The organism is Streptomyces sp. NPDC014870 (assembly GCF_043081505.1).
Taxonomy (GTDB): Bacteria; Actinomycetota; Actinomycetes; order Streptomycetales; family Streptomycetaceae; genus Streptomyces.
Genome location: NZ_JBIBWQ010000004.1, coordinates 345,665 through 365,349 on the forward strand (window position 1 = coordinate 345,665; position 19,685 = coordinate 365,349).

The following is a 19,685-nucleotide window of genomic DNA, read 5'->3' on the forward strand; positions in this document are numbered from 1 at the left end:
TCAAGCGTAATGGCCGCCGGGCCCGCTCCGGTCGGCCCGTCCATGACCGGTCCGCCACCCCGCCGGGACAGCGGTGTCGCGGCCGGTTCCGAACCCCGCGCCGCGGCCCCTCCCGCGCCCCTCGTCCCGCAGCGGCATCGCCCGGGCCACCTGCGCCCGTACCGCGTCCCGGGTCTCCAGGAAACCGTTGAGCGGGTCGTCGCCCACCAGCGCCCAGGGGAACGAGGTGGCGTACGGGCCGATCCTCCGGAACTCCTCCAGCGCCTCCTCCCAGCGCCCCCGCCGGACCAGGACGTAGACCAGGAGGTTGCGGACCTCGGCCGGCCAGGCATCGCCCTCCGGGTACGCCGCCGACAGCACAAGACCCCGGTCCGCAGCCGCGTCGATCCGGTCGTCCGGCGTCGGGCCGGTGCCCGTGAGGTACTGGGCGAAGGCCGCGTTGACGGGGAGGACCCGGGCCAGGGAGCCGGGTGGGGCGTCCTCGGCGGCCTGCTCGGCGAAGTCGAAGCACTCGCGGTGCGAGCCGTACCACTGGGCCGAGAGGTAGCGCAGCGCGGCGATGTGGCAGCCGTAGTGGTGCGGGGAGCGGCGCACGGCCTGCTCCCAGAGCGACTCGAAGGCCGCGTGCCCCGCGTGCGTGCCCCGCGCGTGGTCGAGGGCCAGCCGCCAGGGCACCGGGTCGCCGGGCGAGGCCTCGGCCGCCGCGTCGATCAGCGGCCCCAGCTCGCGCAGCCGCTCCGCGCGGGCGGGCGACTCCCAGGCCCGGCGCACCGCCAGCTCGGCCTTCACAAGCAGCGCGTCGGGGTCGCGCGGGGCGGCCTCCAGCCAGCGGGTCAGCCACTCGTCACGGCTGTACGCGAACGTGGCGAGCCGGGCCACGTACCGGTCCCTGGCCTCCCACTCGGCGCCGTCCCGGGTCGTCGCGAGCAGCTTGGCCGCGGGCTCGGGATCGGCGAGCGCGGCCGCGATCAGCGCCGGGGCGAGCCGCTCGTCCGGCACGTCGAGCAGCACGTCGTCGTCCGGCGGCAGTGCGGCGGTGAGCCGCGGCGCGTGCCGGACCAGACGGGCGGTGCCGATCAGGGCACGGAGCAAAGTCATGGTGCGGACCATTGAAAACCGCAGGTGGGAGCGGCGCCAGTGGGCGACTGTGAAGCTTTGGTAGTGGCGGGAAAGTTGTCCTCCAGATGGTCAAGACAGCGTAAAGAAAGAGGCGGAGGTTGGCGCAATCCGCCCCCTTGGTCACACGACTCCCACGGGTCGCCGCGGGCGTCGCCGGGGGTTCCGTCGGCTTCGGTGGGCTTCCGTTCGGCCCGGCCGTCCGTCCGGTGGGCTTCCGTTCGCTCCGGTGTTCCGGGCGGTAGCCGGCCTCAGCCGCGCCGCAGCAGCCGGGACGCCCCCGCCGCCACGGTCGTCGCGAGCACCCAGCCCAGCAGGATGAGCGCCGTCGCCAACCACTGCCACACGCCCTCCAGGCGCCAGTAGCCGTCCTGGCCGAGATTGATCACCGGCAGCAGCAGATCCAGCGCGTACAGCGTGGCGCTCCAGTTCGGCGACTCCTCCGCCTTCAGCGGCACCGGGTCGTGGCGCGAGAACGCCAGCGCGCCCGCCGCCCAGAGCACCGCCATCCACAGTGCGGCCCGGCCCGGGCGGTAGCCGTACGCCACCGTCCAGTCCTGGAGGTGGCCCCAGAGCTTGCCGGCCACCGGCAGGGTCTCCCGGCGTCTGCGCTGCTTGGCGAGCAGCACCTCCCGGGCGTCCGCGTCCTCCCCGCTGTTGCGCAGGACCGTCGCCAGGCGTTCGTACGGCTCCGGGGCGTACTCCGGGGTCGCCGCCGCGACCCACTCCAGGCGCCGCGCCAGCGGGAAGTGCCCGTACGGCACGAGGTTCTCGTAGACGAAGCCGTTCATCGACAGGCCGCCGGGGCCGGGCCAGCTCGTGGAGAGGTCGATGAGCGTCACCACCCGGGCGCCGTTGAGCACCACCCGGCCCTCCTCCGGCTGCTCCCCGTTGAACCGCAGCTCCGGCGTCACGATCCGGCGCAGCGACACCTCCTCCCGCTTCGAGCCGTCGAGGACGAACCGGGCGTAGTGCAGGTCCACGGCGTCGCCGAACCGCCCGTCGTCCAGGCGCACCCCGCCGTGGCACTCCACCGGCTTGCGCTGTGCCCCGCGCACCGGGGTGTACCCGATGCCGTACGGCGGAGTGGCCGTGGCGTTCCCCGAGCCCTCGTACACCCACGCCGCGTTCAGATGGAGCGAGCGCTCCACCGTCAGCTGCGGCGCGTTCAGCGCGCGGCGCTGCTGCGCGCCGCGCAGCACGCTGCCCCGCAGGCTCAGCGACACCCCGACCTTCGCCCCGCGCAGGCTCAGCTCGCCGTAGGTCTCGATCAGCTCGGCCTGGAGGTCCTGCGCGACCACCAGACCGTCCGCCGTGATCGCCCGGCCGCGCCGGTCCGGCCACACCCGGATCTGGTTGAGCAGCAGGTCCGTCCCTATCTGGGCGTCCGTCAGCCGGATGCCGCGCTGGATCCGGCAGCGCGGCAGATGCAGATCGCCCTGGGTGTGCAGCCGCGCCGCCTCGATCCTCGGGATCGCGCACTCCACCATCCGCACCGTGCCGAAGTGCGCCTCCGGCAGCACCAGCTCCTGGTCGAAGCGGCAGCGGTTCCACTCCACGTACGGATCGATCGTCCCGCCGGCCAGATTGAGCACGCCGGTGATCCGCACCCCGCGCAGCTTGAGCGCCGCGACCCGGCCCGAGCGTGCCTGCGGGCCGTCGAGCAGCAGCAGCGCCACCACCTCGGCGCGCACACTGCGCTCCTCACCCCAGACGTGCGCCCCGAACGGGTCGTCCCGCGTCGCTTCCCCCTCGCTCAGATCGCAGGTCCTGCCGATCCGGAACGACCGCCACATGACGCGCTCCGGCCCGGTCAGACCGTCCGGCATTCCGTCCTCGCGCGGCTCGGTCACTGCCGCCCCCTCGCTTTCCACGAACCCGCTTCCCTGGATTCGTACAGCCGTTCTTCCCGCTGAGTGACGGAGTGAACGCTAACGGTCAGCTGTGGCGACAAGACGCCAGAGTGGCTCGTATCAGCCAGTGATACAGGCGTCCGGCGCTTGTGGGGCGTCTGCGAGAATTGACCCGTGATCTCTCGTATCGACCTGCGCGGCGACGCCCTCCCCGAGGGTGGCGCACTGCGCGACCTGCTGCCCCGTGCCGAGTTCGACGTGGAAGCCGCCCTGGAGAAGGTGCGGCCCATCTGCGAGGACGTCCATCATCGGGGCGACGCGGCGCTGGTCGAGTACGGGGAGAAGTTCGACGGAGTGCGCCTGGAGCAGGTGCGCGTACCCGCCGAGGCGCTCGCCGACGCCCTGGAGCGGCTCGACCCCGCCGTCCGCGCGGCCCTGGAGGAGTCCATCCGCCGGGCCCGGATCGTCCACCGCGCCCAGCGCCATACGACGCACACCACCCAGGTCGTGCCCGGCGGCACCGTCACCGAGAAGTGGATCCCGGTCCAGCGCGTCGGCCTCTACGTGCCCGGCGGCCGCTCCGTCTACCCCTCCTCCGTGATCATGAACGCCGTCCCCGCGCAGGAGGCGGGCGTCGAGTCCCTCGCGCTCGCGTCCCCGCCGCAGAAGGAGTTCGGCGGGCTGCCGCACCCCACGATCCTCGCCGCCTGCGCGCTCCTCGGCATCGACGAGGTGTACGCCGTCGGAGGCGCCCAGGCCGTCGCGATGTTCGCGTACGGCACGGAGTCCTGCGCCGCCGCCAACATGGTCACGGGCCCCGGCAACATCTGGGTCGCCGCCGCCAAGCGGTACTTCACCGGCCGCATCGGCATCGACGCCGAGGCCGGCCCGACCGAGATCGCGATCCTCGCGGACTCCACCGCCGACCCCGTGCACGTCGCCGCCGACCTCATCAGCCAGGCGGAGCACGACCCGATGGCCGCCGCAGTCCTCGTCACCGACTCCGAGGAGCTCGCGGAGGCGACCGAGGCCGAGCTGAAGACCCAGGTCGCCGCCACCAAGCACATCGACGACCGGATCGTCCCGGCGCTGGCCGGCAAGCAGTCCGCGATCGTCCTCGTCAACGACCTGGAGGACGGCCTCACGGTCGTCGACGCGTACGGCGCCGAGCACCTGGAGATCCAGACCGCCGACGCCGCCGCCCGCGCCGAGCGGGTCCGCAACGCGGGCGCGATCTTCGTCGGCCCCTGGGCGCCGGTCTCCCTCGGCGACTACTGCGCCGGCTCCAACCACGTGCTGCCCACCGGCGGTTGTGCCTGCCACTCCTCCGGTCTGTCCGTCCAGTCCTTCCTGCGCGGTGTCCACATCGTGGACTACACCCGCGACGCCCTCGCCGACGTCACCCACCACGTGGTCACGCTCGCCGAGGCCGAGGACCTGCCCGCGCACGGCGCCGCGCTCAAGGCCCGGTTCGGATGGAAGGTGCCCGAGAGCAAGTGACCTCGTACGACACGATCGGCATCGACGATCTCCCCATCCGGGACGAGCTGCGCGGCAAGACCCCGTACGGCGCGCCGCAGCTCGACGTCCCCGTCCAGCTGAACACCAACGAGAACCCCTACCCGCTGCCCGAGCCCCTCGTGGCCCGGATCGCGGAGCGGGTCGCCGAGGCCGCCCGCGGCCTCAACCGCTACCCCGACCGGGACGCGGTCGAGCTGCGCACCGAGCTGGCCCGCTACCTCACCCGTACCGGAAAGCACCCGGTCGTCGTCCAGAACGTCTGGGCGGCCAACGGCTCCAACGAGGTCCTCCAGCAGCTGCTGCAGACCTTCGGCGGCCCGGGCCGTACGGCCATCGGCTTCGAGCCCTCGTACTCGATGCACGCGCTCATCGCGCGCGGCACCGGCACCGGCTGGATCTCCGGCCCGCGCAACGAGGACTTCACCATCGACGTCGAGGCGGCCGAGAAGGCGATCGCCGAGAACCGTCCCGACGTCGTCTTCATCACCTCGCCCAACAACCCCACCGGCACGGCCGTCGGGGCCGAGACGGTCCTCGCGCTCTACGAGGCCGCCCAGGCCGCCAAGCCCTCGCTGGTCGTCGTCGACGAGGCGTACGTCGAGTTCAGCCACCGGGACTCGCTCCTGCCGCTGATCGAGGGCCGCCCGAACCTCGTCGTCTCCCGCACCATGTCCAAGGCCTTCGGCGCCGCGGGACTGCGCCTCGGCTATCTGGCCGCCCACCCGGCCGTCGTCGACGCCGTGCAGCTCGTCCGCCTGCCGTACCACCTGTCGGCCGTCACGCAGGCCACCGCGCTCGCCGCCCTGGAGCACACCGATACGCTCCTCGGGTACGTCGAGCAGCTCAAGACCGAGCGGGACCGCCTGGTCGCCGAGCTGCGGGCGATCGGCTACGAGGTCACCGAGTCCGACGCCAACTTCGTCCAGTTCGGCCGCTTCGACGGAGCCGCGGGCTCCCACGAGGCCTGGCGGAAGATCCTCGACCGGGGCGTCCTGGTCCGGGACAACGGCGTACCGGGCTGGCTGCGGGTCACCGCCGGCACCCCCGAAGAGAACGACGCGTTCCTCGATGCGGTTCGCGCACTGAAGAAGGAGCAGGGCTCATGAGCCGCGTAGGAAGAGTCGAGCGCACCACCAAGGAGACCTCCGTCGTCGTCGAGATCGACCTCGACGGCACCGGAAAGGTCGACGTGTCGACCGGTGTCGGCTTCTACGACCACATGCTCGACCAGCTCGGCCGCCACGGGCTCTTCGACCTCACCGTCAAGACCGACGGCGACCTGCACATCGACTCGCACCACACCATCGAGGACACCGCCCTCGCGCTCGGCGCCGCCTTCAAGCAGGCGCTCGGCGACAAGGTCGGCATCTACCGCTTCGGCAACTGCACGGTCCCGCTGGACGAGTCGCTCGCCCAGGTCACCGTCGACCTCTCCGGCCGCCCCTACCTGGTGCACACCGAGCCCGAGAACATGGCGCCGATGATCGGCTCCTACGACACGACGATGACCCGGCACATCTTCGAGTCCTTCGTCGCCCAGGCGCAGATCGCGCTCCACATCCACGTGCCGTACGGGCGCAACGCCCACCACATCGTGGAGTGCCAGTTCAAGGCGCTGGCCCGGGCCCTGCGCTACGCCTCCGAGCGCGACCCGCGCGCGGCCGGCATCCTGCCTTCCACGAAGGGCGCCCTCTAACTCCATGACCGGCCTCTCCACCATCCTCATCGTCGTCGGGCTCTTCCTCGCCGGCGGTGTGTACTCCTTCTCCAAGCAGAAGCTGCCCAAGGGCGTCATCGCCGTCCTCGCCATCGCCTCCGTGATGTGCCTGGTCGCGGGCGTCCTTCGGATCCAGGGCATCTGGGAATGAGCGGCATGAGCACTGCGAGCCCCAAGAAGGTCGTCGTCTTCGACTACGGCTTCGGCAACGTCCGCTCCGCCGAGCGCGCCCTCGCCCACGTCGGCGCCGACGTCGAGATCACCCGCGACTACGACACGGCGATGAACGCCGACGGACTCCTGGTCCCCGGCGTCGGCGCCTTCTCCGCCTGCATGAAGGGCCTCAAGGAGGCCCGCGGCGAGTGGATCGTCGACCGCCGGCTCTCCGGCGGACGGCCCGTCATGGGCATCTGCGTCGGCATGCAGATCCTCTTCGCCCGTGGCATCGAGCACGGCGTGGAGACCGAGGGTCTCGACGAGTGGCCCGGTACGGTCGAGCCCCTGAAGGCCCCGATCGTGCCCCACATGGGCTGGAACACCGTCGACGCGCCCGAGGACAGCGAGCTGTTCGCGGGCCTCGACGCCGACGCCCGGTTCTACTTCGTGCACTCCTACGGCGTGCGCGAGTGGACCCTGGAGGTCGGCAACCCGAACATGCGCGCCCCCAAGGTCACCTGGGCCACCCACGGCGAGCCCTTCGTCGCGGCCGTCGAGAACGGCGCCCTGTGGGCGACCCAGTTCCACCCCGAGAAGTCCGGCGACGCCGGAGCCCAGCTGCTGAAGAACTGGATCGCAACGCTGTGACTGTGTCTTCTGGAAACCTGCTCGAACTCCTCCCCGCCGTCGACGTCCGCGACGGCCAGGCCGTCCGCCTCGTCCACGGCGAGTCCGGCACGGAGACCTCCTACGGCTCCCCGCTGGAGGCCGCCCTCGCCTGGCAGAACTCCGGCGCCGAGTGGCTGCACCTGGTCGACCTGGACGCCGCCTTCGGCACCGGCGACAACCGCGAGCTGATCGCCGAGGTCGCCAAGGCCATGGACATCAAGGTCGAGCTCTCCGGCGGCATCCGCGACGACGCCTCGCTCGCCGCGGCCCTGGCCACCGGCTGCACCCGCGTCAACCTGGGCACCGCCGCCCTGGAGACCCCCGAGTGGGTCGCCAAGGTCATCGCCGAGCACGGCGACAAGATCGCCGTCGGCCTCGACGTGCGCGGCACCACGCTGCGCGGCCGCGGCTGGACCCGCGACGGCGGCGACCTCTACGAGACGCTCGCCCGCCTCGACTCCGAGGGCTGCTCCCGCTACGTCGTCACCGACATCGCCAAGGACGGCACCCTGCAGGGCCCCAACCTGGAGCTCCTGCGGAACGTCTGCGCGGCCACCGACAAGCCCGTCGTCGCCTCCGGCGGCGTGTCGTCCCTGGACGACCTGCGCGCCCTGTCCGGGCTCGTCCCGCTGGGCGTCGAGGGCGCGATCGTCGGCAAGGCGCTGTACGCCAAGGCGTTCACCCTGGAGGAGGCGCTGGAGGCGGTGGCCGCCGTATGACCGACGCCGTACGCAAGGTGGTGACCGGCGCGCCCTGGGAGGAGCAGTTCGGCTACTCCCGCGCGGTCGAGCTGCCCAACGGCCTGGTCCTGGTCTCCGGCTGCACCTCGGTCGTGGGCGGCCAGATCGCCGACGGCGGTCCGTACGACCAGGCGATCAACTCCTTCGACGTGGCCTTCGCCGCGCTGAAGCAGCTGGGCCTGGGCCCGGAGCACGTCGTACGGACCCGGATGTACATCACGCACGCCCGGGACGTGGACGAGGTCGGCCGCGCCCACAAGGAGCTGTTCGACGCCGTGCGCCCCGCCGCGTCGATGATCATCGTCTCCGGCTTCGTCGACCCGCGTCTGGTCGTCGAGGTCGAGGTCGAGGCGTACCGAGGGGAGTCGGCATGAGTCTCGCCGTACGTGTGATCCCCTGCCTGGACGTGGACAACGGCCGGGTCGTCAAGGGCGTCAACTTCCAGAACCTGCGCGACGCGGGTGACCCCGTCGAGATGGCCAAGCTGTACGACGCCGAGGGCGCCGACGAGCTGACCTTCCTGGACATCACCGCCTCCTCCGGCAACCGGGAGACGACCTACGACGTGGTGCGCCGCACCGCCGAGCAGGTCTTCATCCCGCTGACCGTGGGCGGCGGGGTGCGCTCGGCGGAGGACGTCGACAAGCTGCTGCGCGCCGGTGCCGACAAGGTCGGCGTCAACACGGCCGCGATCGCCCGGCCCGAGCTGATCCGCGAGATCGCGGAGCGCTTCGGCCGCCAGGTGCTCGTGCTCTCCGTGGACGCCCGACGCACGGCCTCGGGCTCCTTCGAGGTGACGACGCACGGCGGCCGGCAGGGCACCGGCATCGACGCCGTCGAGTGGGCCCACCGCGCCGCCGATCTCGGCGCGGGCGAGATCCTGCTCAACTCGATGGACGCCGACGGCACCAAGGACGGCTACGACACCGAGATGATCGCGGCCGTGCGCAAGCACGTGACCGTGCCGGTGATCGCCTCCGGCGGCGCGGGCAAGCTGTCCGACTTCCCGCCGGCGATCGAGGCGGGTGCGGACGCGGTCCTCGCGGCCTCCGTCTTCCACTTCGGCGACCTGCGGATCTCCGAGGTCAAGGGTGCGCTGCGGGAGGCGGGCCACCCGGTCCGCTGAGCCCCTGAGCCCCTGAGGCATGGGCCCCCGCCGGTTCGTCCGGCGGGGGCCTTCTCTCGTCCAGATGTGCAGGATTATTTGTGCAAATTCAATTGCGCAAGATTTCTTTCGTATCTACGGTGGGTCCATGTCGTCCTCCGAGAACCGCAGGGTCACCGACCTCGGCACCCTCAAGGCCATCTCCCACCCGCTGCGGATGCGGCTCTACCGGGCCCTGTTCGTGGCCCGTACCGCCACCGCCTCCCAACTCGCCGACCAGGTCGACGAGGCCGTCTCGCTCGTCAGCTACCACCTGCGCAAGCTCGCCGAGCACGGCCTCATCGAGGAGGCCGAGGCCCAGTCGGCGGACGGCCGCGAACGCTGGTGGCAGCCCAGCTCGTACGGGCTGAGCATCCACGGCGAGGACATGCGCGGCGCCCCCGAACTGCAGGCGGCGGGCGACGCCTTCGGCCGCATGCTCGACGAACAGCGCACCGAACTCCACCGCCGCTTCCTCGACGAGCGGCTGACCTGGTCCGAGGAGTGGCGCTCCGCCTCCCTCAGCGCGGAGTGGCTGCCCCGCCTCACCGCCGCCGAACTCTCCGCCCTCGGCGAGGAGTTGCAGCAGCTCCTGATGAAGTACGACCAGCAGGCCCGGGCCGCGGAGGCGGCCGGGGAGACCGAGGGCCGCGAGAACGTCGCCGTCCACCTCTTCGGCTTCCCCTACCGCTCATGACCGCGCTCACCGAAGCGGCCCCGGCCCGGCCCGCCCACCGCGACCCCAACGTCCTGCGCTGGCTGGGCGGCTACTCCGCCTCCGCGTTCGGCGACAGCGTCTACTTCCTCGCCCTCTCCTGGACCGCCGTCCGCAGCGGCACCCCGGCCGAGGCCGGGCTCGTCATGGCCGTCAGCGCCGTCCCGCGCGCCCTGCTCATGCTCGGCGGGGGAGTGATCGCCGACCGCTTCGGACCCCGCCGCGTCGTCATCGCCTCCGACACCGTCCGCTGCCTCGTCGTCCTCGGCGTCGCGGGCCTGCTCCTGGTCAGCAGCCCGACCCTCTGGGCGCTCGCCGCCGTCGCCCTCGTCTTCGGCGCCGTCGACGCCCTCTTCATGCCCGCCGTCGGCGCCCTGCCGCCCCGGATCGCCGCCCGCGACCAGCTCGCCCGGGTCCAGGGCATGCGCGGCCTCGCCCAGCGCGCCGCGCTCGTCCTCGGCGCCCCGCTCGGCGGCCTCGCCGTCGCCCTGGGCGGTCCCGCCGCCGCGTTCGGGGTCGCCGGACTCCTCTTCGCGGCCTCGCTCCCGCTGCTCCTCGCGCTCCGGCTCGCCCCGCTGCCGGGCGGCGAGCCGGCCCGGGACCGCACCGCCCTGCGGGACCTCGCCGACGGCTTCCGCTACCTCCGCGGGCACCGCGTCCTCGGCCCGCTGGTGCTCGTCGTGGCCCTCAGCGACCTCGGCTTCGTCGGCCCGCTCAACGTCGGCCTCGCGCTCCTCGCCGACGAGCGCGGCTGGGGCGCCTCCGGCATCGGCTGGGTCCTCGCCGGCTTCGGCACCGGAGCGGGCGCCGCGTCCCTGCTGCTGACCGTGCGGGGCCGGATACCCCGCGCGGGCGCCGTCATGGGGACGACGATCGCCCTCGGCTCGCTCTCCCTGGGCGCCCTCGCCTTCGTACCCGGGCTGCCGGCCGCCGTGGCCCTCGCGCTCACCGTGGGGCTGCTCGCGGGGCTCAGCGGCGCCCTGTGCGGTGCGCTCACGCAGACCGAGTGCGACCCCGCGTACCTCGGCCGGGTGACGGCCGTGACCAGCTTCGTCAGCCTCGGCCTCGCCCCGCTGAGCTACCCGCTCACGGGCGCGGCGGTCGGCCTGTGGGGCCTCGGCCCGGTCTTCGTGGTGAGCGCCGCGCTCTGCACGCTGGGCGGGGTCTACGCCCTGTCCGTCCGGGCGCTGAGGCGGGCGGAACTCCCAGTGACCCCGGACAGTCCCTAGATCCCCAGCTGCTTCGTGTCGTGCAGCCGCTCGATCGCGTCCTCGTCGCCGTCCAGCGCCACCTTCGCCACGTCCTGGCGGCCGAAGACGAACATCGTCAGCTCGCCCGGCTCGCCGGAGACCGTCACCACCGGGGTGCCCTTGTGGGCCACCGCCGTCTGCCCGTTCGGGCGGCGGAGCACCAGGCCCACCGGCGCCTTCCGGCCGAGGAGCCGGGCGCCCTTCTCCAGGCGGGCCCACAGGGCGTCCGAGAAGACCGGGTCCAGCTCGCGCGGGGACCACTCGGGCTGGGCCCGCCGCACGTCCTCGGTGTGGACGTAGAACTCGACGACGTTCGCCCCCTCGTCCACCTGCTTGATGGTGAACGGCGACATCCGCGGCGGCCCCGTACGGATGAGCTGGATCAGCTCCTCGTACGGCTTCTCCGCGAACTCCGCCTGCACCCGGTCGAGCCGCGCCTTCAGCGCCGGTACGACCGTCCCGGCGGCCGCGTCGGGACGGCGCTCGCGCACCACCACGTGGGCCGCGAGGTCCCGGGTCCGCCAGCCCTCGCAGAGCGTCGGAGCATCGGGCCCGGCCGCCTCCAACAGGTCGGCGAGCAGAAGGCGTTCACGCTTGGCATGGGTCGACATGCCCGCCAGCGTACGACCGCGGCCCACGGTCCGCCCAGTGGACGTCCACCCGGGCGTACCGCCCGGCCACGGCACAATGGGCCCATGAGCAGCAATCTCGACCCGGCCATCGCCGCCCGCCTCAAGCGCAGCCCGGACGGACTCGTCCCGGCCATCGCCCAGCAGTACGACACCGGCGAGGTGCTGATGCTCGGCTGGATGGACGACGAGGCCCTGCACCGCACCCTCACCACCGGCCGCTGCACCTACTGGTCCCGCAGCCGCCAGGAGTACTGGGTGAAGGGCGACACCTCGGGACACGTCCAGCACGTCAAGTCCGTCGCCCTCGACTGCGACGCCGACACCGTGCTGGTCAAGGTCGACCAGATCGGGGCCGCCTGCCACACCGGCGCGCGCACCTGCTTCGACGCAGACGTCCTGCCCCTGGGCAAGTAGGGTCTGGCGCCATGGATCTCGAGACCTTCCGCAAGCTGGCGGCCGACCGCCGTGTGATTCCCGTCAGCCGCCGGCTCCTCGCGGACGGCGACACCCCGGTCGCGCTCTACCGCAAGCTCGCGGCCGAGCGCCCCGGCACCTTCCTCCTCGAATCCGCCGAGAACGGCCGCTCCTGGTCGCGGTACTCCTTCATCGGCGTCCGCAGCGACGCGACCCTGACCGTCCGGGACGGCCAGGCCCACTGGCTCGGCACCCCGCCCGTCGGCGTCCCCACGGACGGCGACCCGCTGGCCGCCCTGCGCGCCACCGTCGAGACCCTCCACACCCCTCGTGACCTGGCCTCCGGCATGCCGCCCTTCACCGGCGGCATGGTCGGCTACCTCGGCTACGACATCGTCCGCCGCCTGGAGCGGATCGGCGACTCCACCCGCGACGACCTCCGGCTGCCCGAGCTGACCATGCTCCTGACCAGCGACCTCGCCGTCCTGGACCACTGGGACGGCTCGGTCCTGCTGATCGCCAACGCGATCAACCACAACGACCTGGAGACCGGCGTCGACGAGGCGTACGCCGACGCCGTCGCCCGGCTCGACGCCATGCAGGCCGACCTGGCCCGCCCCGTCGCCTCCGTCCCCGTCGCCCTGCCGCCCTCCGAACTGCCCGAGTTCTCGGCGCTCTGGGGCGGCCCGGCCTACCAGGACGCCGTCGAGGACATCAAGGAGCGGATCCGGGCGGGCGAGGCCTTCCAGGTGGTGCCCTCGCAGCGGTTCGAGACCCCCTGCCACGCCTCCGCGCTCGACGTCTACCGGGTGCTGCGGGCCACCAATCCGTCCCCGTACATGTACCTCTTCCGCTTCGAGAACGGCTTCGACGTCGTCGGCTCCAGCCCCGAGGCCCTCGTCAAGGTCGAGGACGGCCAGGCGATGGTCCATCCCATCGCCGGCACCCGGCACCGCGGCGCCACCCCGCAGGAGGACCACGACCTCGCCGAGGAGCTGCTCGCCGACCCCAAGGAGCGCGCCGAGCACCTGATGCTCGTCGACCTCGGCCGCAACGACCTCGGCCGGGTCTGCGAGCCCGGCTCGGTGGAGGTCGTCGACTTCATGTCGATCGAGCGGTACTCGCACGTCATGCACATCGTCTCGACCGTCACCGGACGGGTCGCCGAGGGCCGGACCGCCTTCGACGTGCTCACCGCCTGTTTCCCGGCCGGCACCCTCTCCGGGGCGCCCAAGCCGCGAGCCATGCAGATCATCGAGGAGCTGGAGCCGTCCCGGCGCGGACTGTACGGCGGCTGCGTCGGCTACCTCGACTTCGCCGGGGACTCCGACACCGCCATCGCGATCCGTACCGCGCTGCTGCGCGACGGCACCGCGTACGTCCAGGCCGGCGCGGGCGTCGTCGCCGACTCCGACCCGGTCGCCGAGGACAACGAGTGCCGGAACAAGGCCGCCGCCGTCCTGCGCGCCGTCCACACCGCCAACCGGATGAACGCGTCATGAAGGCGTAAGGGATAGTGGGGTACGTGAGTGCTGTTCCCGTACCCCAGCCCCGAGCCGCTCGCGCGGGCGGCGCGGCCGCCGCGCCCGGCGGCCGCCGCAGCCTCGCCGCGGCTCTCCTGCTCGGCGCCCTCGGCGCCACCGTCGTGCTGCTGTCCTCGGGCCAGATCTGGGCCCAGGGCACGGCGTCGGTCGGCGGCGGCACGGTGCCCGTCGAGGCCGACGGCGGCGCCGTCACGGGCGTACCGACGGCGCTCGCGATCGTCGGCCTCGCCGCGCTCGTCGCCGTCTTCGCCGTCCGCCGCACCGGACGCGCCCTGGTCTCCGGCCTGCTCGCGCTCAGCGGCGCGGGCGCGGTGGCGGCCGCGCTCCTCGGCGCCTCCGACAGCGACGCGCTCGATGCCGAGGCCGCCCGGATCTCCGGTGACACCTCCGCGGCGGTCGCGCACCTGACCCACACCGCCTGGCCCTACGTCACGGCCGGCGGCGCGCTGCTGATCCTCGTCGCCGGGCTGCTCGCGCTGCGCTTCGGCGCGCGCTGGCCCGCGATGGGCGGCCGGTACGAACGCGCCGCCGCCCCGCGCGCCGGGCGCCCGACGCCCCGCACGGCGGCCGCGACGGACCGCCCCGAGGACCTGTGGAAGGCCCTGGACCGCGGCGAGGACCCCACCCGCGAGGACTGAGCGCGAGCGCCGGGCACGCCCCGGCACGCGCCCCGGGAGCACCGCCCGCCGCGGCCGGACGCGACGCGTGATCGTCCGGCCACCCCGATTCATCCTCGCGCCCCTGTGTGCGGGACAATGACCACGAGTGTCCGCGCACGCGTGTGACCTCACCATCGAGCCACCACCGAGCAACAGCAACGAGGAGCAACTCATGGCGGGCAGCGCCCACGGACACACCCCGGCCGCCTGGACCGGTGTCATCATCTCCTTCATCGGCTTCTGCATCGCCGGTGTCTTCATGGTGGCCGCCAACGTGGCCGGCTTCTGGGCCGGCATGGCCGTCGTCGTCCTCGGCGGTGTGATCGGCCTGGCGATGAGGATGGCGGGCATGGGTATGCCGAAGGAGTCGGCGGCGGTCGCCGCGGCCCGCGAGGCGGCGACGCTGAAGGCGCGCGCCTGACGGCAGCGGCAGCACACGACACGCGCGAAGGCGCAGTCCGGCGGGGCCGGGCTGCGCCTTCGCGCGTCAGGGGCGAGAATCACCGGGTGGACGCGAAGCCGACGACCCCCGAGGCCCCCCTCACGGGCCACCCCGCTCCTGCCGCCGAGCGCCCCGCCACGGCCGCGGCGGCACCCGTCACGGGCTCGGAGCCGTCCGGTCCCGCTCCGGCGGTCTCCGGTCCCGCCTCGGCGCCGCCCGGGGCCGTAGGGCAGCCCGGAGGGGCGCACGGGGCGGCCGTACCCGGTGGAGCGGCGGCGCGGCCCGTCGGCAGGCGGCTCCTCGCGCCCGTGGCGACGCTCGCGGGCGTCGCCGCCGCGTTCGCCTACGTCGGGGCCGTCGACCCCAACGAACCCGGGCACTATCCCGTCTGCCCGCTCCTGCGCTTCACCGGCCTGTACTGCCCCGGCTGCGGCGGACTCCGCAGCGCGCACGCCTTCGTCCACGGCGAGTTCGCCACCGCCTTCGGCGCCAACGCCCTCGCCGTCGTCGGCTACGGCCTCTTCGCCGTCGTCATGGCCGTGTGGCTGATTCGCGCCGTACGTGGTGTGCCCATGCGGGTCGCGATCAGCCCCGCCTGGTGGTGGGGGATCGGCGCGGTCCTCGCCCTGTTCACAGTCATCCGGAACCTTCCCTTCGGCTCCGCGCTTGCCCCGTGACCGCTCCGGCGAAGTCCCAGCAGGTGGGACGTAAGTCAGCCGGATGCGGGTCCCGGGCCCTCGGGCGGATACCATCGACGTGGCTGAACCTGGTTCATCCGCACGACCGTCACCATCACCGTCCCGGAAGGGGGCCTCTCGCGTGAGTGTGCTCGACGAGATCATCGAAGGCGTACGCGCCGACCTCGCAGAGCGGCAGGCGCGGGTCTCCCTCGACGAGCTGAAGGAGCGCGCCGCCAAGGCACCGCAGGCCAAGGACGGCGTCGCCGCGCTGCGCGGCGAGGGCGTCACGGTCATCTGTGAGGTCAAGCGCTCCAGCCCGTCCAAGGGCGCCCTCGCCGCCATCGCCGACCCGGCCGGCCTCGCCGCCGACTACGAGGCCGGCGGCGCCGCCGTCATCTCCGTGCTCACCGAGGAGCGCCGCTTCGGCGGCTCGCTCGCCGACCTGGAGGCCGTCCGCGCCCGGGTCGACATCCCGGTGCTGCGCAAGGACTTCATCGTCACCGCGTACCAGCTGTGGGAGGCCCGGGCCTACGGCGCCGACCTCGCGCTCCTGATCGTCGCCGCGCTCGAGCAGGAGGCCCTGGTCTCCCTCATCGAGCGCGCCGAGTCCATCGGCCTCACGCCGCTGGTCGAGGTCCACGACGAGGAGGAGGTCGAGCGCGCCGTCGACGCGGGCGCCCGGATCATCGGCGTCAACGCGCGGAACCTCAAGACCCTCAAGGTCGACCGCTCCACCTTCGAGCGGGTCGCCCCGGAGATCCCGGCCGGCATCGTCAAGGTCGCCGAGTCCGGCGTCCGCGGGCCGCACGACCTGATCGCGTACGCCAACGCCGGCGCCGACGCGGTCCTGGTCGGCGAGTCCCTGGTGACCGGCCGCGACCCCAAGGCCGCCGTCGCCGACCTCGTCGCCGCCGGCGCCCACCCGGCCCTGCGCCACGGGCGGGGCTGACCCCGCCATGACCGCGTACCGCGTGACGTCGCCGCTCACCCACCCGGGTGGGTTCGGCGCGTCCGCGGTCACCCGGGCGATGCGCACCCGGCTCCGTACCGCCGCCGCGCCCGCCCACGCCCCGCTGGCCCGGGGCTGCCGCCCGCGCGGCTGCCGCGCGCCCGCGCGCCGGGTGCACGGGCGCCGCGTGCGGTACGTGATCGGCAGCGAGCCCGGCCAGGTCAACGGCATGCGATGGCGCGGGCCCTCCGCGCGCGCCCTTACGTAGAGCGACACCGCCCGGGACCGCCGCATGCCCCGCAGGGGTATGCCGGAGTCGGCCCGCCACGGCGTTGCCGTACGTGACTGCGGCGTGCGCATAACGTGACCATCGCCCAGCACGTCTCACCCGGGGCATCCGCCCCGCGAGGAGCAGTCGCATGTCCAGCGAGTTCTTCCTTCCCGACCCCGACGGTCAGGTTCCGAGCGCCGAGGGCTACTTCGGCGCCTACGGCGGCAAGTTCATCCCGGAGGCCCTCGTCGCCGCCGTGGACGAGGTCGCCGTCGAGTACGACAAGGCCAAGGCCGACCCCGAGTTCGCGCGCGAGCTCAACGACCTGATGGTCCATTACACCGGCCGTCCGAGCGCCCTCACCGAGGTCCCCCGGTTCGCCGAACACGCGGGCGGCGCCCGGGTCTTCCTCAAGCGCGAGGACCTCAACCACACCGGCTCGCACAAGATCAACAACGTGCTCGGGCAGGCCCTGCTCACCAAGCGCATGGGCAAGACCCGGGTCATCGCCGAGACCGGCGCGGGCCAGCACGGCGTCGCCACCGCCACCGCCTGCGCCCTCTTCGGGCTCGAATGCACCATCTACATGGGCGAGATCGACACCCAGCGCCAGGCGCTGAACGTCGCCCGGATGCGCATCCTCGGCGCCGAGGTCATCCCGGTGAAGTCCGGCAGCCGCACCCTCAAGGACGCCATCAACGAGGCGTTCCGCGACTGGGTCGCCAACGTCGACCGCACGCACTACCTCTTCGGCACCGTCGCGGGGCCGCACCCGTTCCCCGCCATGGTCCGCGACTTCCACCGGGTCATCGGCGTCGAGGCCCGCCGCCAGATCCTGGAGCGCGCGGGCCGGCTCCCCGACGCGGCCGTCGCCTGCGTCGGCGGCGGATCCAACGCCATCGGGCTCTTCCACGCCTTCGTCCCCGACACCGGAGTCCGCCTCGTCGGCTGCGAGCCGGCCGGCCACGGCGTGGAGACCGGCGAGCACGCCGCCACCCTCACCGCGGGCGAGCCCGGCATCCTGCACGGCTCGCGCTCGTACGTCCTCCAGGACGACGAGGGCCAGATCACCGAGCCGTACTCGATCTCGGCCGGTCTGGACTACCCGGGCATCGGCCCGGAGCACGCGTACCTCAAGGACTCCGGCCGCGCCGAGTACCGCGCCGTCACCGACGACGCGGCCATGCAGGCCCTGCGGCTGCTCTCCCGCACCGAGGGCATCATCCCGGCCATCGAGTCCGCGCACGCGCTCGCCGGGGCCCTGGAGATCGGCAGGGAGCTGGGCCCCGAGGGCCTGCTCCTGGTCAACCTCTCCGGGCGCGGCGACAAGGACATGGACACGGCGGCCCGCTACTTCGGGCTGTACGACGGGACCGAGGGGGACGCGAAGTGACCGGGAACATCCAGCTGCTCAGTGACACCCTGGCCAAGGCCAAGGCCGAGAACCGCGCCGCGCTGATCGCCTACCTGCCGGCCGGCTTCCCGACCGTGGACGGCGGCATCGAGGCGGTCAAGGCCGTCTTCGAGGGCGGCGCCGACATCGTCGAGGTCGGCCTCCCGCACAGCGACCCGGTCCTCGACGGCCCGGTCATCCAGACCGCCGACGACATCGCCCTGCGCGGCGGCGTCCGGATCGCCGACGTCATGCGGACGGTCCGGGAGGCCTTCGCGGCCACCGGGAAGCCCGTCCTGGTCATGACGTACTGGAACCCCATCGACCGCTACGGCGTCGAGCGGTTCACCGAGGAGCTCGCCGCGGCGGGCGGCGCCGGCTGCATCCTGCCGGACCTGCCCGTCCAGGAGTCCGCCGAGTGGCGCGCGCACGCCGAGAAGCACGGTCTCGCGACCGTCTTCGTCGTCGCCCCCAGCAGCAAGGACGAGCGGCTCGCCACCATCACGGCCGCCGGTTCCGGCTTCGTCTACGCCGCCTCCCTCATGGGCGTCACCGGCACCCGCGAGTCCGTCGGCGCCGAGGCCGCCGACCTCGTCCGCCGCACCCGCGCCACGTCGCCGCTCCCTGTCTGCGTCGGACTCGGCGTCTCCAACGCCGAGCAGGCCAAGGAGGTCGCGGGCTTCGCCGACGGCGTCATCGTCGGCTCCGCGTTCGTCAAGAGGATGCTCGACGCCGACGGCGAGGCCGCCGGACTCGCCGCCGTAAGGGAACTGGCGGGCGAACTCGCCGAGGGCGTGCGTCGAGTTTCGTAGCCCGATCGGGTGGATCTGTGACCGGGGAGGCGCGACCGCGCCTCCCCGGTTCGTTGCTCCGTACGTGAGCAAGAAGAACAGTGACGGTTACGGTAATCGGAGCGCGCGGGAGCGGCTCCAGGAGCAGCGCGAGCGCGAGAAGGCCCGCGAGAAGCAGCGGCGCGTCCTGATCGTGTCGGCCGCGGTCGTCGGCGTCCTCGGCCTGGCCGCGGTCGTCGGAGTGATCGCCGCCAACACCGGCGGCAAGGACGGCGGCTCGGACAAGGCGGGCCCGGTCGTCGCCCCGACCGGCTCGATCGAGGGGGAGAAGCCCGCGATCCCCACCGGGAAGACGGACGCCCCGTCGACGCTCGCGATCTGGGAGGACTTCCGCTGCCCGGCGTGCGCCTCCTTCGAGAACGCGTTCCGGGACACCATCCACGAGCTGGAGGCCTCCGGCGCGCTCAAGACCGAGTACCACCTCGCCACCCTCATCGACCGGAACATGGGCGGCCAGGGCTCGCTGCGCGCGGCGAACGCGGCGGCGTGCGCCCAGGACGCCGGGAAGTTCACGGCGTACCACGACACGCTGTACATCAACCAGCCGCCGGAGACCGACGACACCTTCGGCGACAACGCCGAACTGATCAAGCTCGCGGCCAAGGTCCCCGGCCTGGACACCCCGGAATTCCGCAGCTGTGTCGAGGACGGCACGCACGACAGCTGGGTCGGGAAGTCGAACGACGCCTTCGTGAAGGGCAACTTCCAGGGCACCCCGTCGGTGCTCCTGAACGGAGAATCGATCTTCCCGCAGAAGGGCAGCGAGCAGATCTCCCCGGAGAACCTGAAGAAGTGGGTCGCCGAGGCCAACAAGGGCAAGAAGGCGGGCACCGCCTCGCCCTCGGCGGGCTGACCGGTCCACGGCGGGCCGACCGGTCAACGGTGAGCTGACCGGTCGACGCTGATCCGACCGACCCCGGCCGGAGCCGACCGGGGCGATCCTCTTCGTGCGATCCTCTTAGTTACCCA

General features: G+C 72.9%; 23 protein-coding genes. 20 read left to right on the forward strand and 3 right to left on the reverse strand.

What is annotated here, in order from left to right:
• Both ACF09C_RS14050 and ACF09C_RS14055 read right to left on the reverse strand, forming a co-directional pair.
• On the reverse strand, nt 1–1,098 hold the full coding sequence (locus tag ACF09C_RS14050; protein WP_392091728.1) for a hypothetical protein: 1,098 nt from the start codon (nt 1,096–1,098) through the stop codon (nt 1–3).
• Between the two features lie 269 nt (nt 1,099–1,367).
• Nucleotides 1,368–2,969: an oxidoreductase gene (locus ACF09C_RS14055; RefSeq protein WP_392091729.1), complete on the reverse strand. Its 1,602-nt coding sequence runs from the start codon at nt 2,967–2,969 to the stop codon at nt 1,368–1,370.
• 174 nt (nt 2,970–3,143) lie between these two features.
• Between ACF09C_RS14055 and hisD the strand changes: the two genes are divergently transcribed.
• The 10 genes from hisD to ACF09C_RS14105 all read left to right on the forward strand — a co-directional run bounded on the left by hisD (nt 3,144) and on the right by ACF09C_RS14105 (nt 10,860).
• Nucleotides 3,144–4,469: a histidinol dehydrogenase gene (gene hisD, locus ACF09C_RS14060; RefSeq protein ID WP_392091730.1), complete on the forward strand. Its 1,326-nt coding sequence runs from the start codon at nt 3,144–3,146 to the stop codon at nt 4,467–4,469.
• Nucleotides 4,466–5,596, forward strand: coding sequence for a histidinol-phosphate transaminase (locus ACF09C_RS14065; protein ID WP_392091731.1), 1,131 nt, complete (start codon nt 4,466–4,468; stop codon nt 5,594–5,596). Before hisD ends, ACF09C_RS14065 begins: the two co-directional genes overlap by 4 nt.
• Nucleotides 5,593–6,186 carry an imidazoleglycerol-phosphate dehydratase HisB gene (hisB, locus tag ACF09C_RS14070; protein ID WP_030205445.1) on the forward strand — a complete coding sequence of 198 codons (594 nt, stop codon included), beginning with the start codon at nt 5,593–5,595 and terminating at the stop codon, nt 6,184–6,186. Before ACF09C_RS14065 ends, hisB begins: the two co-directional genes overlap by 4 nt.
• Nucleotides 6,187–6,190: 4 nt before the next feature.
• Nucleotides 6,191–6,358, forward strand: coding sequence for a hypothetical protein (locus ACF09C_RS14075; protein WP_189599229.1), 168 nt, complete (start codon nt 6,191–6,193; stop codon nt 6,356–6,358).
• 5 nt (nt 6,359–6,363) lie between these two features.
• Complete coding sequence (gene hisH / locus ACF09C_RS14080) at nt 6,364–7,011, forward strand: imidazole glycerol phosphate synthase subunit HisH (RefSeq protein ID WP_392091732.1); 648 nt, start codon at nt 6,364–6,366, stop codon at nt 7,009–7,011.
• Between the two features lie 2 nt (nt 7,012–7,013).
• Complete coding sequence (gene priA / locus ACF09C_RS14085; RefSeq protein ID WP_392091733.1) at nt 7,014–7,751, forward strand: bifunctional 1-(5-phosphoribosyl)-5-((5-phosphoribosylamino)methylideneamino)imidazole-4-carboxamide isomerase/phosphoribosylanthranilate isomerase PriA; 738 nt, start codon at nt 7,014–7,016, stop codon at nt 7,749–7,751.
• A complete protein-coding gene (locus ACF09C_RS14090; protein WP_362428660.1) occupies nt 7,748–8,146 on the forward strand; it encodes a RidA family protein in 399 nt (132 codons plus the stop codon). The genes priA and ACF09C_RS14090 overlap by 4 nt, the downstream gene beginning before the upstream one ends.
• Nucleotides 8,143–8,898, forward strand: a complete 756-nt coding sequence (gene hisF, locus ACF09C_RS14095) for an imidazole glycerol phosphate synthase subunit HisF (RefSeq protein ID WP_362428663.1) — start codon at nt 8,143–8,145, stop codon at nt 8,896–8,898. The genes ACF09C_RS14090 and hisF overlap by 4 nt, the downstream gene beginning before the upstream one ends.
• A 127-nt stretch (nt 8,899–9,025) precedes the next feature.
• Nucleotides 9,026–9,613 (forward strand): helix-turn-helix domain-containing protein, encoded by a 588-nt coding sequence (locus ACF09C_RS14100; protein ID WP_392091734.1) that lies wholly within the window; start codon nt 9,026–9,028, stop codon nt 9,611–9,613.
• The gene (locus tag ACF09C_RS14105; RefSeq protein WP_392091735.1) at nt 9,610–10,860 is read left to right on the forward strand and encodes an MFS transporter; all 1,251 of its coding nucleotides are present in this window, start codon (nt 9,610–9,612) and stop codon (nt 10,858–10,860) included. The genes ACF09C_RS14100 and ACF09C_RS14105 overlap by 4 nt, the downstream gene beginning before the upstream one ends.
• Here ACF09C_RS14105 and ACF09C_RS14110 read toward each other — a convergent pair.
• Nucleotides 10,857–11,492, reverse strand: coding sequence for a TIGR03085 family metal-binding protein (locus ACF09C_RS14110; protein WP_392091736.1), 636 nt, complete (start codon nt 11,490–11,492; stop codon nt 10,857–10,859). The two genes, ACF09C_RS14105 and ACF09C_RS14110, sit on opposite strands and share 4 nt — an antisense overlap.
• A gap of 84 nt (nt 11,493–11,576) precedes the next feature.
• On the opposite strand from ACF09C_RS14110, the gene hisI reads away from it, so the two are divergent.
• The 10 genes from hisI (at nt 11,577) to ACF09C_RS14160 (ending at nt 19,569) form a co-directional block, all read left to right on the forward strand.
• Nucleotides 11,577–11,927, forward strand: coding sequence for a phosphoribosyl-AMP cyclohydrolase (hisI, locus tag ACF09C_RS14115; protein WP_352190540.1), 351 nt, complete (start codon nt 11,577–11,579; stop codon nt 11,925–11,927).
• 11 nt (nt 11,928–11,938) lie between these two features.
• Nucleotides 11,939–13,429 carry an anthranilate synthase component I gene (locus ACF09C_RS14120; RefSeq protein ID WP_392091737.1) on the forward strand — a complete coding sequence of 497 codons (1,491 nt, stop codon included), beginning with the start codon at nt 11,939–11,941 and terminating at the stop codon, nt 13,427–13,429.
• 14 nt (nt 13,430–13,443) lie between these two features.
• On the forward strand, nt 13,444–14,109 hold the full coding sequence (locus ACF09C_RS14125; protein WP_392091738.1) for a TIGR02234 family membrane protein: 666 nt from the start codon (nt 13,444–13,446) through the stop codon (nt 14,107–14,109).
• A 193-nt stretch (nt 14,110–14,302) separates the two neighbouring features.
• Nucleotides 14,303–14,551 (forward strand): HGxxPAAW family protein, encoded by a 249-nt coding sequence (locus ACF09C_RS14130; RefSeq protein WP_392092005.1) that lies wholly within the window; start codon nt 14,303–14,305, stop codon nt 14,549–14,551.
• A gap of 86 nt (nt 14,552–14,637) precedes the next feature.
• Nucleotides 14,638–15,249, forward strand: coding sequence for a DUF2752 domain-containing protein (locus ACF09C_RS14135; RefSeq protein ID WP_392091739.1), 612 nt, complete (start codon nt 14,638–14,640; stop codon nt 15,247–15,249).
• 142 nt (nt 15,250–15,391) lie between these two features.
• Entirely contained in the window at nt 15,392–16,201 is an 810-nt protein-coding gene (gene trpC, locus ACF09C_RS14140) for an indole-3-glycerol phosphate synthase TrpC (RefSeq protein ID WP_362369798.1), read from the forward strand.
• Between the two features lie 79 nt (nt 16,202–16,280).
• Nucleotides 16,281–16,469: a tryptophan biosynthesis modulator TrpM gene (gene trpM, locus ACF09C_RS14145; RefSeq protein ID WP_392092006.1), complete on the forward strand. Its 189-nt coding sequence runs from the start codon at nt 16,281–16,283 to the stop codon at nt 16,467–16,469.
• 151 nt (nt 16,470–16,620) lie between these two features.
• Nucleotides 16,621–17,865, forward strand: coding sequence for a tryptophan synthase subunit beta (gene trpB, locus ACF09C_RS14150; protein WP_392091740.1), 1,245 nt, complete (start codon nt 16,621–16,623; stop codon nt 17,863–17,865).
• Nucleotides 17,862–18,677 carry a tryptophan synthase subunit alpha gene (gene trpA / locus ACF09C_RS14155; protein ID WP_392091741.1) on the forward strand — a complete coding sequence of 272 codons (816 nt, stop codon included), beginning with the start codon at nt 17,862–17,864 and terminating at the stop codon, nt 18,675–18,677. Before trpB ends, trpA begins: the two co-directional genes overlap by 4 nt.
• Nucleotides 18,678–18,741: 64 nt before the next feature.
• On the forward strand, nt 18,742–19,569 hold the full coding sequence (locus tag ACF09C_RS14160; protein ID WP_392091742.1) for a DsbA family protein: 828 nt from the start codon (nt 18,742–18,744) through the stop codon (nt 19,567–19,569).
• Nucleotides 19,570–19,685 lie beyond the last annotated feature (116 nt).